15 protein-coding genes and 1 pseudogene are annotated in these 14,344 nt (G+C 34.8%); 14 read left to right on the top strand and 2 right to left on the bottom strand.

The annotated features are described in order from the left end of the window. Positions 1 to 88: 88 nt before the first annotated feature. The 4 genes and pseudogenes from NSQ74_RS11930 to NSQ74_RS11945 form a co-directional block, all read left to right on the top strand. The gene (locus NSQ74_RS11930; RefSeq protein WP_340823552.1) at positions 89 to 1,972 is read left to right on the top strand and encodes an acyltransferase family protein; all 1,884 of its coding nucleotides are present in this window, start codon (positions 89 to 91) and stop codon (positions 1,970 to 1,972) included. A 403-nt stretch (positions 1,973 to 2,375) separates the two neighbouring features. Next, positions 2,376 to 4,202 carry a translation elongation factor 4 gene (gene lepA, locus NSQ74_RS11935; protein ID WP_340823553.1) on the top strand — a complete coding sequence of 609 codons (1,827 nt, stop codon included), beginning with the start codon at positions 2,376 to 2,378 and terminating at the stop codon, positions 4,200 to 4,202. Between the two features lie 718 nt (positions 4,203 to 4,920). Continuing rightward, positions 4,921 to 5,145 carry a PepSY domain-containing protein gene (locus NSQ74_RS11940; protein ID WP_139859978.1) on the top strand — a complete coding sequence of 75 codons (225 nt, stop codon included), beginning with the start codon at positions 4,921 to 4,923 and terminating at the stop codon, positions 5,143 to 5,145. A 138-nt stretch (positions 5,146 to 5,283) separates the two neighbouring features. Beyond that, positions 5,284 to 5,404: pseudogene (locus NSQ74_RS11945) on the top strand (IS3 family transposase); the annotation flags it as partial. Between the two features lie 104 nt (positions 5,405 to 5,508). On the opposite strand, the gene NSQ74_RS11950 reads toward NSQ74_RS11945, so the two are convergent. Then, positions 5,509 to 5,670, bottom strand: a complete 162-nt coding sequence (locus tag NSQ74_RS11950; RefSeq protein ID WP_340823555.1) for a hypothetical protein — start codon at positions 5,668 to 5,670, stop codon at positions 5,509 to 5,511. 189 nt (positions 5,671 to 5,859) lie between these two features. Between NSQ74_RS11950 and NSQ74_RS11955 the strand changes: the two genes are divergently transcribed. The 10 genes from NSQ74_RS11955 to NSQ74_RS12000 all read left to right on the top strand — a co-directional run bounded on the left by NSQ74_RS11955 (position 5,860) and on the right by NSQ74_RS12000 (position 13,039). Next, positions 5,860 to 6,564, top strand: a complete 705-nt coding sequence (locus NSQ74_RS11955) for a hypothetical protein (RefSeq protein ID WP_340823556.1) — start codon at positions 5,860 to 5,862, stop codon at positions 6,562 to 6,564. A gap of 560 nt (positions 6,565 to 7,124) precedes the next feature. Beyond that, positions 7,125 to 7,994: an alpha/beta fold hydrolase gene (locus NSQ74_RS11960; protein ID WP_340823557.1), complete on the top strand. Its 870-nt coding sequence runs from the start codon at positions 7,125 to 7,127 to the stop codon at positions 7,992 to 7,994. A gap of 278 nt (positions 7,995 to 8,272) precedes the next feature. Beyond that, complete coding sequence (locus NSQ74_RS11965) at positions 8,273 to 8,911, top strand: DUF2306 domain-containing protein (protein ID WP_340823558.1); 639 nt, start codon at positions 8,273 to 8,275, stop codon at positions 8,909 to 8,911. Between the two features lie 449 nt (positions 8,912 to 9,360). After that, a complete protein-coding gene (locus NSQ74_RS11970) occupies positions 9,361 to 9,546 on the top strand; it encodes a hypothetical protein (protein ID WP_340823560.1) in 186 nt (61 codons plus the stop codon). Positions 9,547 to 9,918: 372 nt separating this feature from the next. Further along, the gene (locus NSQ74_RS11975; RefSeq protein ID WP_340823562.1) at positions 9,919 to 10,572 is read left to right on the top strand and encodes an SMI1/KNR4 family protein; all 654 of its coding nucleotides are present in this window, start codon (positions 9,919 to 9,921) and stop codon (positions 10,570 to 10,572) included. A gap of 53 nt (positions 10,573 to 10,625) precedes the next feature. Continuing rightward, positions 10,626 to 11,114, top strand: coding sequence for a tetratricopeptide repeat protein (locus NSQ74_RS11980; protein ID WP_340823563.1), 489 nt, complete (start codon positions 10,626 to 10,628; stop codon positions 11,112 to 11,114). 43 nt (positions 11,115 to 11,157) lie between these two features. Further along, positions 11,158 to 11,367: a hypothetical protein gene (locus tag NSQ74_RS11985; protein ID WP_340823564.1), complete on the top strand. Its 210-nt coding sequence runs from the start codon at positions 11,158 to 11,160 to the stop codon at positions 11,365 to 11,367. A 34-nt stretch (positions 11,368 to 11,401) separates the two neighbouring features. Further along, positions 11,402 to 11,740: a cupin domain-containing protein gene (locus NSQ74_RS11990; protein ID WP_340823565.1), complete on the top strand. Its 339-nt coding sequence runs from the start codon at positions 11,402 to 11,404 to the stop codon at positions 11,738 to 11,740. Between the two features lie 117 nt (positions 11,741 to 11,857). Then, the gene (locus NSQ74_RS11995) at positions 11,858 to 12,541 is read left to right on the top strand and encodes a VOC family protein (protein ID WP_340823566.1); all 684 of its coding nucleotides are present in this window, start codon (positions 11,858 to 11,860) and stop codon (positions 12,539 to 12,541) included. Positions 12,542 to 12,628: 87 nt separating this feature from the next. Continuing rightward, positions 12,629 to 13,039 carry a GNAT family N-acetyltransferase gene (locus NSQ74_RS12000; protein WP_340823567.1) on the top strand — a complete coding sequence of 137 codons (411 nt, stop codon included), beginning with the start codon at positions 12,629 to 12,631 and terminating at the stop codon, positions 13,037 to 13,039. Positions 13,040 to 13,124: 85 nt separating this feature from the next. Here NSQ74_RS12000 and NSQ74_RS12005 read toward each other — a convergent pair whose 3' ends face one another. After that, positions 13,125 to 14,120 (bottom strand): PLP-dependent cysteine synthase family protein, encoded by a 996-nt coding sequence (locus NSQ74_RS12005; RefSeq protein WP_340823568.1) that lies wholly within the window; start codon positions 14,118 to 14,120, stop codon positions 13,125 to 13,127. Between the last annotated feature and the right edge of the window lie 224 nt (positions 14,121 to 14,344).

The raw sequence follows: 14,344 nt of genomic DNA on the forward strand, positions 1-14,344 counted from the left end.
GAAAAGGAGCAGAGGCTAGGCAGTATACAAACTATTTTTAAAACTAAATAATGTTAAAAGGGTTTTACATTTTATTGGAGGAAACAGTATGTTAGGCAAGACATTAAATCATCGTTACATCCCGGGATTAGATGGGATTAGAGCATTAGCAGTACTAGCTGTAATTGCTTATCATTTTAACTTTCGATGGGCCAGTGGAGGATTCCTCGGAGTTGATATATTTTTTGTATTATCAGGTTACTTAATCACCTCAACGATTTTACCGATGCAAGGTGAGCAATTAACAATCAATTTGCGTAAATTTTGGATTGGACGCTTTCGACGCCTAGTTCCAGCTGCATATGTCATGATAATGACCACTTTCGTGTGGGTGATGTTATTTCATAAAGAGCTTTTAAATACGTTGCGAGGAGACGCCCTATCCTCCATTTTTTATTCTAGTAATTGGTGGTTTATTTATCACAAACTGTCCTATTTTGATAGTTTTGGGTCGCCTTCCCCTTTGAAAAATTTATGGTCTTTAGCAATTGAGGAACAATTTTATGTTATATGGCCAATTGTATTAATCATTGGTTTGTCTATATTTAAAAAACAAAGTAAATTTTCTAACATTATTTTCATTGGCGCAATTTGTTCAGCATTACTTATGGCTATCCTATTTCAGCCAGGAGCTGATCCAAGTCGTATTTATTATGGGACAGATACACGTTCATTTGAATTACTAATCGGTTGTTGGCTTGCCTTCGTTTGGCCAATGAAAAGACTTTCTACTAAAAAGCTTTCTGCCAAGCATGTTTATGAGCTCAATAGTATTGGTGTCATTACCTTTATTATTTTTATTGCCAGTATTTTGTATGTAGATGAATACCAAGCATTTTTATATCGAGGCGGCATGTTCCTATTTTGTATTAATGCTGCGCTATTAATTGCCTGTGTTTGTCACCCAGCTAGTTTCTTAGGGAAACTACTCTCATGGAAACCACTTTGCTGGATTGGTTCTAGATCATATGGAATTTATCTTTGGCATTACCCAATTATAGTGCTAACTACTCCTGTTCATGAAATAGGAAATCCAGTATATTGGCGTGTCGCTTTACAGCTTGTATTTATATTAATCGTCGCAGAATTATCATATCGTTTTATTGAAATGCCGATTCGTAAACAAGGATTCCGAATGTATTTCCGAAAATATTGGGTTATCAATCCGAGCAAGTGGCAAAATTTTTCGATTGCAAGAAAAATAGCAACTGCTGTTATTCCGCTATTCATTTTAGTATTTTTTACTGGTATTACAGGGGTAGTAGGGGAAGCACAACAGGATACAAAGGAGAATTACCCTACAAATATTAAAATAAATGGTGAAGAACAGCATTCTGCTAAAGATACGCAAGAAAAAAATAAGGTCGAGGAAGAAGTAGGAACGTCTGTGGAAAATAACGACGAAGCGTCTCAACCTGAAAAAGACGAGCCGAGTGTAAATCCTATGAAAGAACCGTATAAAGAACTATTAGCTATCGGGGATTCAGTTATGATTGATATTGCTACGCGTTTACATACGCTATACCCTAACATTACAATCGATGGGAAAATCGGGAGACAAGTCTCACAAGCAGTTAAATTAGTTCCTAGTTACACTCGTTTCAATCAACCAAATAAAGCAGTCATTATTCAACTAGGCACAAATGGTTATTTTACAAATGACCAGATTGATACTCTCCTTGGAGCATTTTCACAAGCGCAAATTTACTTAGTGAATACACGTGTACCACGTCCATGGGAAACAAAAGTGAATAATGCGTTAGCAAATAAAGCACATGAGTATAACAATATTACATTAATTGATTGGCATTCAACAGCGCTTAATCACCCCGAGTATTTTGCTCCGGACGGCGTACATCTAGAACCAAAAGGGGTAGAAGCTTTATCTAGCCTTATTCAGCAAGCAGTCGATGCTCATATGAATGATGTTTAATGTTAACTGCCAATTTAGCCTCCATATATCTACTTTAACGTTGAAGTAGATCAACTTTCGAGTAACGATAAGATACAAAGAGACCAGCAGCTAAAAATATAGTTGCTGGTCTCTCTTATGTTTTAAATATAAAATAACAGGTATTTTTTGCATATATTTTCTAATAACTAATTTAATATTGACCAATTTTGTACACACACTCGCCATATTTTATATGTTCCTTATAGAGAGTCATTTTAGCTTAATTGCCTCAATATGGTGCTTTTTTATGCATTGATTCGCAGAAAATAACAAACATAAATAAGAGTAACCATTGATTTAACAGCATTTATGCCGTTCTAATGTTGTGGTTTGTATATGGTTCATAGTATAATTCATTATAGTTTAATTAGGAGTGGAAGAGATGAACCGAGAAGCACGATTAAAAAGACAAGAGAATATTCGAAATTTCTCTATTATTGCACATATTGACCACGGGAAATCAACGCTTGCTGACCGTATTTTAGAGCAAACGAAATCATTGACATCCCGTGAAATGAAAGCACAGCTACTCGACTCAATGGATTTAGAGCGTGAGCGAGGCATAACAATTAAGTTAAATGCAGTCCAATTAAAATATGAAGCCAAAAATGGCGAAGTGTATACATTCCATTTAATCGACACACCGGGACATGTCGATTTCACATATGAAGTATCACGTAGTTTAGCTGCTTGTGAGGGCGCTATTTTAGTTGTGGATGCAGCACAAGGCATCGAAGCACAAACACTGGCTAACGTTTATCTAGCACTTGATAACGACCTAGAAATTATGCCAGTCATCAATAAAATCGATTTACCAGCAGCTGACCCAGAACGTGTCCGCCAAGAAATCGAAGACGTAATCGGTTTAGATGCTTCTGATGCTGTATTAGCATCTGCAAAAGCTGGTATCGGAATTGAAGATATTTTAGAGCAAATTGTTGAAAAGGTTCCTGCACCAACTGGTGATCCAGATGCACCATTACAAGCACTTATTTTTGACTCTGTATACGATGCTTATAAAGGTGTTATCATTTCCATTCGAATTATGAATGGTACTGTTAAACAGGGCGATAAAATTCGTATGATGGCGACAGGTGCGGAATTTGATGTTATTGAAGTCGGCGTACATACTCCGAAAAGTGTACCACAAGAGGAGCTAACCGTTGGAGATGTTGGTTACTTAACAGCGTCTATTAAAAACGTTGGGGATACGCGAGTTGGGGATACTGTAACATTCGCTAATCGTCCAGCGACAGAGCCATTAGCAGGTTATCGCCGTTTAAATCCAATGGTGTACTGTGGATTGTATCCAATTGATACAGCTAAATATAATGACTTACGTGATGCATTAGAAAAATTAGAACTAAATGACTCTGCATTGCAATATGAGCCTGAAACATCGCAAGCGCTTGGCTTCGGTTTCCGTTGTGGTTTCTTAGGGCTATTGCATATGGAAATCATTCAGGAGCGTATTGAGCGTGAATTTAACATTGATTTAATTACAACAGCTCCATCTGTAATTTACGATGTGCATATGACAGATGGTACGTCCATTAAAGTCGATAATCCATCTTTCATGCCAGATCCACAAAAAATTGATCGTGTAGAAGAGCCATATGTAAAAGCGACAATTATGGTACCAAATGATTATGTTGGTGCGGTAATGGAGCTTTGCCAAATTAAACGTGGTAATTTCATGACGATGGATTATATTGATACTTCACGTGTCAGCATCATTTATGAAATGCCATTATCTGAAATTGTTTATGACTTTTTCGATTATTTAAAATCAAATACAAAAGGCTATGCATCATTTGACTATGAGCTTATCGGTTACCAACCTTCAAAACTAGTGAAGATGGATATCCTACTAAATGCTGAGCAAGTCGATGCACTTAGCTTTATCGTTCACCGCGACTTTGCTTATGAACGTGGAAAAATCATTGTAGAAAAACTAAAAGAATTAATTCCACGTCAACAATTCGAAGTTCCAATTCAAGCAGCAGTTGGACAAAAAATTGTAGCTCGTTCGACGATTAAAGCGATGCGTAAAAACGTTTTAGCAAAATGTTACGGTGGGGATATTTCCCGTAAACGTAAACTTCTTGATAAACAAAAAGAAGGTAAAAAACGTATGAAACAAGTCGGTTCAGTCGAAGTACCACAAGAAGCATTCATGGCTGTACTGAAGATGGATGATTCGAAGTAATTCAGTAGTGATAAGGGTTTGTAACGTGTTTTGACAATTTATTTTAGGGTAGAATGGTGGGGCTCCCCATCAATTCCCCACCATAAAAAAATACGTTAGTAATTTTTATATATCTTGAGCAAATGAATCAAAGGTGTTCGTAGCATCTCTGGTCATTTTCCAGCATTCTATGGTGTTCAAATTACTATCAGTGTACAAAATGAAGCGTTTTGGAATATAGTTAACCCTGATAATATCCTGGGTACTGATAATCCTGTTGGTGATAATAATATATTAGAACCAGGTGATACAACAGTCATATTTGATTGTTTGAATAGTAGGATACAATATGAAATGAGTATAGTGAAAATAAAGAAGGTATTGTTTACTATACAAATACTATTATTGTTACAACTAACTAATAAAAATTTCTGAGTTAGAAAAGCCTTTCACATTTCTGTGGAGGGCTTTTCTTTTTCTTATTCAAAAATAGGAGCGTGAGCCTTATGGGAGGTATTATTTTGCAACAGGCTATGAGAACTGAAATAGAAAGCTTTATTGCGCACGCTGTTAAGGACGGTATTATTTCAGGATTTTCAAAATGGTACAATGACTACTGACCGTTTGATTTGTTGATATGTCATCAATTCAGCAGAGAGGTAGTAAATGATAAGTGATAACAGTTTTCCTTATTTTTGCATACTATAGGAGCATGTATGCAAAAAGAGGAGGATAAAATATGGTAATGCCTTCATATAATCAGAGAATTACTCCCCAGCAGGCAATGCAGATTGCTGTGCAAAGAGTACCTGGCCAAATCATTCATTATGGTATGGATATGGAAAACGGCACTTTAGTGTATGAAATATTCATTTTAACTGCTCAAAATAAGATTTATGAAGTAGAAGTAAATGCAAAAACAGGTGTAGTCCGGAAAATTGAAGAAGAGAATGATTATGATTAATTAAAAAATAAAAGGACAGGACTTACTTAGCTGAATATACAATAAATAACGACTCCAAAATGAACTGCACCCCAATTGTTAGACAAAACCTAACAATTGAGGTGCGTTTTTATATGGTTAAATTTACACTAGACAATACTTTACTTACAATATTTTGAAAGCATGTAACACTTATAAGCAAGAGCTTGAACAATGCATTGAATACTACAATCACAAACGAATTAAGTCAAAGCTAAAAGGATTAAGTCCAGTACAATAACGAACTTAATCCTTACAAGCTCCTTAACTAAATAAAGTGTCTAACTTTTTGGATTCATTTCAAAAATGGGTGGTCAAAATAAATAAAACCTAATGAATCTTATATTATAATGAAGTTGATTTACTTTTCTTCTCATTAATAATAAGGTCTTCTTTTTGTGGGCGAGTGGTTTCAGTATGTTCATCACGCTCATTAGGTTTTTTAATAGTTGATTGTTTTGTTGGCTCGTCTGTTGCAAATTCTGTGTCTTTTTTATCCCTTTTCATTTCAACACCTCCTAAAGATATTATTTAACTTATCCCAATAAAATATCCTTAATTATTTCAACTTCATACTTTCAACTATAGCGGAGCTGGTTTTTTTATTTGCAATGAAAAAGCAATATAGAAGAGTTAATTATTCTTCACTTTAAAATTCCAATAAATGGTCGATATATAAACAAGAGGTGATGTAATATGAAACTTACGAATGAAGTAAATTCTTCTAATTTCATGAAGCTGTCAAATGTATCAGCAAGTAAGCCTAAATTGGTTCAGCAAAATCTTATAGTACATAAAGATACATTAACAATTGGACAACAAGCTCGTAATTTGTTTAAAGGGCAGCAAGCTAAAACAAGTCTTATCGAAAGTTTAATGAAACAACGTGAGAATATTCAAAAGATGAAAAGTGACCTAAGTGAACGTACGTTAGAAAGTGGCGGCGACTTATCATCTATTAAAGAACAACTAAAAGATTTTGAAAAGCAAATAGCTGATATTGATGCGCAAATAGCTGAACAGCAAACGGATGAGCAAAAGAAAACGACAAACCAAAATGAACAGGATTTAAAAAACGAAAAGCCATCCAACTCAATGGAAAATCTTTTAGAAAAATCTGTTTCACTCGAACAAGTGAAAACACTAGAGTTGACAAAAAATTCATTAGGACGTGAGCAAAATCGCCTTTCCAGTGAATTAGAGATGGATGCAGACCGAGGTATTTTTATTGATAGTAAATATGAAAAACTTTCGGATTTAGAGGATCGTATTCAAACAGTTCAAGAACAAGTTGCTGAAGAAATCCAGAATACGAATAATAATGAACTAAATGATGAAAATTCTTTAGCTTCTATGCATGAAAACGAAGAGCTTCAGGAATCACAAACGGATAATCAATAATGAGCATGAATAAGCTCAATAAAGCTATGTTGAAGATGGACGAAGGAAATAATTCAACAACTATATAGTTTTAGCGCCAATATAGAATTAAAAATAGCCCAGGTTCTCAAGTAATGTAGAGCCTGGGTTTTTATTATTTAGTTCATAAAGAAATTGTTTTTCTCAAAAGTTTTATGTAAGCTTCGTAGCTAAAATTGAAATGTTCAAACAAAAAAGGTTAATATTAGTAAATATCGAAATTGTTAGCTTATATTAAATAATTGTAGGGAGACAAGTTATTGTGACCATACCAATAAAAAAACAAATTCACTGAAATTGAGGATAATTTTTATTTTGTTTTTAAAGATTTAGATGGAAATTTATTGATAATTTGTAGTGAACAACTTAACCAAGTTCGGTAAGCTAGAGGGGATTGAAAAGGGAATATGCAAATGACTATTGTTTGAAAGCCTATAATTCTCAAATAGTAAAGGTGGTTTTGACAGCTTGAGTGCGGGAACTTCTCTTTCACGTTGGGCATATGCTGACACTATATGTCGATTTGAAAGGATGTCTAGTATATGTTTCCGTATCCAGGAAATTATCCATTTTCCTATCCTGATTATAGTTTAATGCCATGGAGGTATTATTCCTCCTCTTATTCAGATGAATGGAATTGCGCTCACGAAGCGGATGCAAGCACCTATTCACATGCACAACGGCTGATGTTCGTACTTGTCCATGGTTCTTGGGCTGATGCTCACTTTTGGGACGGTGTAGCCGCTATCCTTCGTAGTCGAGGACATGTCGTTTATACACCGGAATATGCAGGTCATGGCAATGACCCGAACAAGAATGTTACACATGCAATGATTACAAAGTCTGTCGTTGATTTTATTAAGCAATTGAATATACGTAATTTTATTCTTGTCGGGCACAGCTTTGGTGGAACAGTTATCCAAAAGGTTGCAGAGCAGATACCGGATCGCATAAAGCGTCTTGTTTTCTGGGACGCGTTTGTACTGCAAGATGGCGAATCCGTTGCCGACGCATTTCCTCCACAAATGAGGCAAGGTTTCGAGCAGCTCAGAATCGCTTCTAACGACGATACAATCATGCTCCCATTTCCGTTGTTTCGGGATTCGTTCGTCAATACTGCCACTTTGCAAGAAGCCAAAAGGATGTATGCGGTCATCACCCCAGAACCTGCTAAGCCACTATTCGAGAAGCTGGATCTTAAAGCCTTCTACACACTCTCTATACCAAAAAGTTACGTTTATTTTTACCAAGACAATGCTTTACCACAAGGGGAGGGCTACGGCTGGCATCCGAATATGTCTAGACGACTCGGACAGTTCCGCCTGATAGTAGGCGATGGTGATCACTTTACGGACACACGTACAAGACCTGCTATGTTAGCACAGAAGTTTTACGAGGCGGGGAGGGACTAAGTGCTATAAGGAAGTTGAATAAACGATGAAAAGACTACTCAGTGATGGTGGTCTTTTCCTCAGATAAATTTTTAAACAACCGGCAAACCTTTATATATTAATCTTTTTTACATATAGTAACTAAATCCAACATAATGATATGTATAATATAAGCCCTCTTATATACATTTTATTACCACTTACTGTGTTAAAAACAACCAATCTAAAATTTAATGTTACATTATGGACTAAGAAACGAAATTTCTTTGATAAAATTTATAATTCTAGGGGACCGCAAAATGAATAAAAAAACTTGGCTTATTTTTTGTTGCTTAGCTATTGGTATAGCTAGTTATTCTATTGTTCAATATTTGATATTGGATGCACATCAAGCAGGATTTGTTAGTATGAAACTTATGTTTATTAATACATTAGATTCGCTTTGGTATACCATGCTTTATACCCATATTATATATAGTGTACTGGCATTAGTTATAGGTCCCTTTACATTATTCTCAAAGTTTAGAGAAAACAATATAAAGCGACATCGAATATTAGGGAAAATCTATATGATTGGCATATTTTTCGGGAGTGTTTCAGGTCTTTATTTAGCATTTTACGCTACGGGGGGATTCGTATCACAGCTCGGTTTTAGCACACTATCTATATTGTGGATGATTACTGGATATCAAGCAGTAGTTAAAATTAAAGAACAAAAAATTTATGATCATCAAAAATGGATGATACGAAATTATTCGTTAACTTTCGCTGCTGTAACATTGAGAATTTGGCTTTTAGTCTTTACTGTATTATTTGGATTTGAAAATTTTATAATTAGTTATCCTATCATTTCATGGTTATGTTGGGTGCCTAATCTCATTGTTGCACAGTGGATAATACAACGGAAGCTTCAAGTTAGTGCACAATATATTGAATAAGACAGGAAAGGCCACTTCATGTAGGGTGGTCTTCTTTGCAGTTTATTAGATTTTTAAACTATAAAATTAATTATGAAAAAAGATTTTGGTGAGCTGAATATTTACAAAAAAGATTAAATAAAAGCTAATAAAAGGAAAATGTTTTGATACATAATACTCAAATTTTCACCAAAAAATTTTCTGAATTTTATAAAAATGATGTGATTTAACTATTGAATGAGAATCGTTATCAATGATAAATTATTGGTAACTCGAGGTAGTTTAGCTATAGCTATTTAAATTAAGTATGTTCACTATTAAATTTAAATACTAATAATATCAGGCTATATTGCTCTATTATAGGATTATGTCGCTTAGAGTTAACAAATGACAGTATTGTATCGTTACGAAAGTTAACCTAACTACAAGCTTTGAAGAAGGTAAGATTTTTGTAAAGGGGGCAAGTTGATATGAGATTAAGACCATATCATTATTTAGTGATAATCCCAGTCAGTATAAGCTGTATTGCATCATATTTAACTATAACTTCAAATACAAAAACGATTATTTATCTTATTGCGGCTTTGTTAGTAATTATTTCTATACCTTTGGGCTATAAAGATTATAAAGAATACAAACAAGAGACTAAATATTAATAAGTATTTTTTAGGACTGTTGGCATAGAAAACAGTGGTTTCCTTTGTCAATCCAGTTTAATTTGATTTTTGGTGTTGTTTATCAGATTAAAAAAGTAAAAATACAACATAATGTAAAATGACCATTTAGATTATAAAATTAATTATTGGCGTCGAAAAAAAGTAAGAAGAATACATGTTCAAATCAATAAAAAATGACCAGGGACTAGCACAATAAAAGTGAACCTGGTCATTTTATTATTAGCATAAATCGTAAACAAAATACAAAATAATGGTAAAAATAGTAACTGCCGAAAATACATATAGTATATGATGATATAAGAATAGGAAAGTTGTACCGTCTTTGGATAATAGGAACGGAGGGGATTGACCATGGATTATCGTATGTTCGAGCATCGAATTGCGAATATAGTGGAACGAATGAATGCAATAGGTGGAGATGTATCCCAAGTAATGGTTGGTGCTCCTGCGTCTTCACAACAAATAGCAGAATGTGAAAACCAATTAGGCTTCCCACTTCCTGAAAGTTTTAAAAAGGTACTGTTAGAGTTTTCATCAACATGTAACTTGCGGTGGGTTTTCCCTGATGATTATCAACTAGATGATGAATTGGATGGAATCTTTAGCGGGATGCTTCACTGGGATTTAGGATTATTGAAAGAGCTGAATGATGATAAAAATGGATGGGTTACAGAAGTTTTTTCAAATCCAAATAATGAGTATGACAAAGTGTGGCATCATACATTAGCCTTTTATGAGGTAGGCAATGGAGATTATTTTGCATTTGACCTCGTTGATAATAGTCCTGATGCTTGTGTCGTTTATTTAAGTCATGATGATGGTGAAGGCCATGGCTATAAATTAGGGGACAACTTTATTGATTTTTTGGAGAAATGGTCAAGAGTTGCATTTGCAGGAGGGGAAGATTGGCAGTGGCTACCGTTCACATCAAATTCACAAAGTGGGATTTTACCAGAAAGTCAATCTGCGAAGATGTTCAGAAGTTTATTAAAGTTACCAATTTAATTTGAAATGCTAAAAACGACTAGAGAGTAGATCTACTAAAGGAGCTAAGAACATTGTACGAAGAACAACTAGCAATAGCCATTCAATTACGAACAGATAATAAGAAGTTAGAATCAAATCAATTACTTTTAAAACTGGTAAAGGAATATCCTGACGATGCATTGGTGAATTACCAATGTGCGTGGAGCTTTGATGTTTTAGGTGAAGAATTAAAAGCCGTTCCCTACTATGAAAAGGCAATTACGCAAGGGTTATCTGGAACAGATTTAGAGGGAGCGTTCTTGGGACTTGGCAGTACATATAGAACGTTAGGTGAATATGAAAAATCGAAAAATGTTTTTTTAGAGGGAATAGCATCCTTTCCAACGAATCAAGCATTACAAGTGTTTTATGCAATGACTTTATATAATTTAAACGAACATTCAAAAGCGATGGAGCTCTTATTAAAATGCCTGGCAAATACTACAACAGACCCTGAAATACTTAGTTATAAAAATGCGATAAATTTCTATGCAAATCAATTAGATAAAGTATGGAAATAGCTTGTTAACAATTTAATCCTACTATAATGGAGGAGGTTTACAAATGACGAAGTTTTTTATGATGAACATTTGTAAAAAAACAGATGACTCAGAATGTGGGGAAACGAATGTAGAAAAAGTTTTCGAGAAAAAATCTGAGCTAAAAGCGTATTTGAAAAATGAAGGGTATTATAAGGAATCGAAGTATCAATATATTAAAATGCATAAAGAATCTATTTTTGTTGCTACAGTCGAAAAAATAAAAGTTAAATGAAAGTATGTCACGAAAAATGAAGGGGTAGTTGTAGTTGAAAATTAGTAAAGAACATGCAGAACATTATTATTGGGGAAATCAGTGTGATGGTTGGCATTTAGTTAAAAATAATGAATTGAGCGTTATTCATGAACGAATGCCTGCCAATACAGAGGAAGTTTGTCATTATCATCATGAAGCCCAACAATTCTTTTTTGTGCTTTCGGGTACGGCAACAATGGAAATAGACGGAAAACGGATTATATTGCAGGCAAATGAAGGAATTGAAGTGCCTCCTCTTCAGGCGCATCAAATGCGTAATGATTCGCAGGAAGATGTAGAATTTTTAGTAATCTCTCAACCGAATAGTAGAGGGGATCGTACACCCGTATAGGGGTATGAAGTTTTCAAGCCGTAATTGGTTTTCAAATTGTTCATTCTTTTGCATGAGGTTCATTAAGTATTTATTTAGTACAGTAAATGTATTAAATGCAAAGGGGATGTCTGGAAGATGATGATATCAAAAATGAAGCTATTCGCGCATGATTTACATAAATTGAAGGCATTTTACTGTGACATATTAGAATTTGAATTGTTAGAAGAAGCGGAGCATTATTTTGAAATAGCAGCCGGGGAAAGCGTCATTCAATTCGAAACAATGGATGCTTCTATAGCAAAGCAATATCATTTTGCGCTCAATATTCCAAGTAATTTGTTTCAGCAAGCGAAAAGATGGGCACAAGCTCGCGTCCAATTATTACACTTAGATGAACAGGATGAAGTATATTTTCAAACGTTAGATGCGAACTCATGCTATTTTTATGATCCAGAAGGTAATGTAATAGAGTTTATCGCTAGACATGGGATAAATCCATGTGTTCATACCGATGCATTTTCAATTAAACATGTAGTAGATATTGCTGAAATTAATTTAACGACGGATGCGATTTATGCTGTGACAGATTGTTTAAAGAAATATGGTATCACGCCCTTAAAGGGTGAAGAAATTCGTACAGATGCGCTTACATTTATGGGGAATTACGAGGATGGTGTGCATTTATTAATCGGTCCTAGTGAACGCATTTGGTATTTCTCTACTAAAAAAGCAATTGTCAGTCCTATTGATATCATAGTCGATCATCATCTACGACTATACATGAGTGCTAAGGGCGATTTCGCTATATCACAACCTTAATAAATCCATCATTATTTTCTAGTTTTAAATTGAATAAAAATAATATTTATTGTATATTTATTCAAAATGATCTAGGGAGAAATAGTGATGGTGTATACAATATGTGAAACGAACCCTACGTTTGAAGAATATCAGGCATTACATCAAACTACCGGTTGGAATGCGAAGGGGCTGTATACGTACGAACAATTATTTCAAGCCATTTGTAATAGCTGGTATAGTGTGTCAATTTATGATGAGCAAACATTAATCGGCTATGGCAGAATTATTTCAGATGGTATTTATCAAACGTTTATTTGCGATGTAATGGTGCATCCCGAGTATCAACGAAATGGAATTGGTACAACTGTTATGGAAGCTCTATTAGCACATTGTAAAAATAAAAATATTAAATGGATTCAATTATTTTGTGCTAAGGGCAAACAACCTTTTTATCAAAAACTTGGATTTACAGAACGGGATGTTGATGCTCCAGGAATGATGTTATTTTTTAAGTAATACGTGGACAGGTGCTAAAGAGAGCTTTCCTCGGCTTCTTAATAAAAATGAAGGATAGATGACGATTCCATCCTTCATTTTAGCATTAAAATAAATCGGTAGATAAATAGCGCAGTCCTGTGTCAGGAAAGAGTACGACTATACGCTTCCCTTTGTTTTCGGGTCGTTTAGCAAGAGTTGCTGCAACAAATAGTGCAGCACCAGAGGAGGTACCTACTAAAATGCCATCCGTCTTCGCAACGGTACGAGCGGCTTCATAGGCATCAGCTGTTTCTACTTCTAGCACTTCATCAATCCGATTAAGGTGAACATTTGATGGCACTCGTGCTTCTTCCGCATCAGAAAAGCGATGTACACCTGTAATTTCAATAATATCAGGATTGTCAACTGTAGCAATGGAGTTAATAGCAGGCTCTACGCCAATAATTTGAATGGCAGGATTTTTGGATTTTAAAAAAGCACTTACACCACTAATTGTGCCACCTGTACCAATTGCTGCAACGAAAATATCAATTTGTCCATTTGTATCCTCCCAAATTTCTGGTCCGGTTGTGCGTTCGTGAATATTTGGATTCACTTCGTTGTTCAACTGATTTAGAAAGACTACATTTTCCTCCTGATCAACGACAGTTTCTCTAAAAACTTTACTTGTTTCAACAAAATCACCATTTGTTTCTTCAAAGGCCGCTACCATCTCCGGCACATCTGAAAATGGAACAACCTCAGTTCCATATGCCTTCACAACTTTTGTTCGCTCTTCACTTACACCATCTTGCATATAAATACGTAATTTATAGCCCTTCGCTGCTGCGATGGCTGCAAGCCCAATACCAGTATTTCCACTTGTCGTTTCGATAATGGTTTTGTCTTTTGTTAATAGACCCTGTGCTTCAGCATCCTCAATCATTGCTTTTGCAATACGATCTTTTACACTATTGGCAGGATTAAAATATTCTAGCTTCGCAATAATTTCTGCTTCAAGTTGTAGTTCTTTCGTGTACTGATTAAGCGCCAATAGAGGTGTATGACCTACTAATTCTGTAATAGATTGCTTTATTTTGTTGGTAATAATTTGACTCATTTAATCATCCCCTTTCTTTTACCTACTTAACAAATTAGTTTTATAGGAATTAGTGGCATCTTAGCATTATAAGAGCAAATGAGCAATGCATTTCCTGATAGAAAGAATGGTTTGACTAATAGAAAAAAATAATCAATTTAAAACGGAACCCTTTATTTTTGTTAAGGCAAAGAGGGAGTGCAACACTTAGCATATTTTTGAAAAATAGTCACATTGATAATTTG

This window comes from Lysinibacillus sp. FSL W8-0992 (assembly GCF_038008685.1).
GTDB lineage: Bacteria > Bacillota > Bacilli > Bacillales_A > Planococcaceae > Lysinibacillus.

Bases quoted from the DNA above. Each gene is read 5' to 3' on its own strand.
- NSQ74_RS11930 (WP_340823552.1), top strand. From the start codon at position 89: ATGTTAGGCAAGACATTAAATCATCGTTACATCCCGGGATTAGATGGG.
- lepA (WP_340823553.1), top strand. From the start codon at position 2,376: ATGAACCGAGAAGCACGATTAAAAAGACAAGAGAATATTCGAAATTTC.
- NSQ74_RS11940 (WP_139859978.1), top strand. From the start codon at position 4,921: ATGGTAATGCCTTCATATAATCAGAGAATTACTCCCCAGCAGGCAATG.
- NSQ74_RS11950 (WP_340823555.1), bottom strand. From the start codon at position 5,670: ATGAAAAGGGATAAAAAAGACACAGAATTTGCAACAGACGAGCCAACA.
- NSQ74_RS11955 (WP_340823556.1), top strand. From the start codon at position 5,860: ATGAAACTTACGAATGAAGTAAATTCTTCTAATTTCATGAAGCTGTCA.
- NSQ74_RS11960 (WP_340823557.1), top strand. From the start codon at position 7,125: ATGTTTCCGTATCCAGGAAATTATCCATTTTCCTATCCTGATTATAGT.
- NSQ74_RS11965 (WP_340823558.1), top strand. From the start codon at position 8,273: ATGAATAAAAAAACTTGGCTTATTTTTTGTTGCTTAGCTATTGGTATA.
- NSQ74_RS11970 (WP_340823560.1), top strand. From the start codon at position 9,361: ATGAGATTAAGACCATATCATTATTTAGTGATAATCCCAGTCAGTATA.
- NSQ74_RS11975 (WP_340823562.1), top strand. From the start codon at position 9,919: ATGGATTATCGTATGTTCGAGCATCGAATTGCGAATATAGTGGAACGA.
- NSQ74_RS11985 (WP_340823564.1), top strand. From the start codon at position 11,158: ATGACGAAGTTTTTTATGATGAACATTTGTAAAAAAACAGATGACTCA.
- NSQ74_RS11995 (WP_340823566.1), top strand. From the start codon at position 11,858: ATGATGATATCAAAAATGAAGCTATTCGCGCATGATTTACATAAATTG.
- NSQ74_RS12000 (WP_340823567.1), top strand. From the start codon at position 12,629: ATGGTGTATACAATATGTGAAACGAACCCTACGTTTGAAGAATATCAG.
- NSQ74_RS12005 (WP_340823568.1), bottom strand. From the start codon at position 14,120: ATGAGTCAAATTATTACCAACAAAATAAAGCAATCTATTACAGAATTA.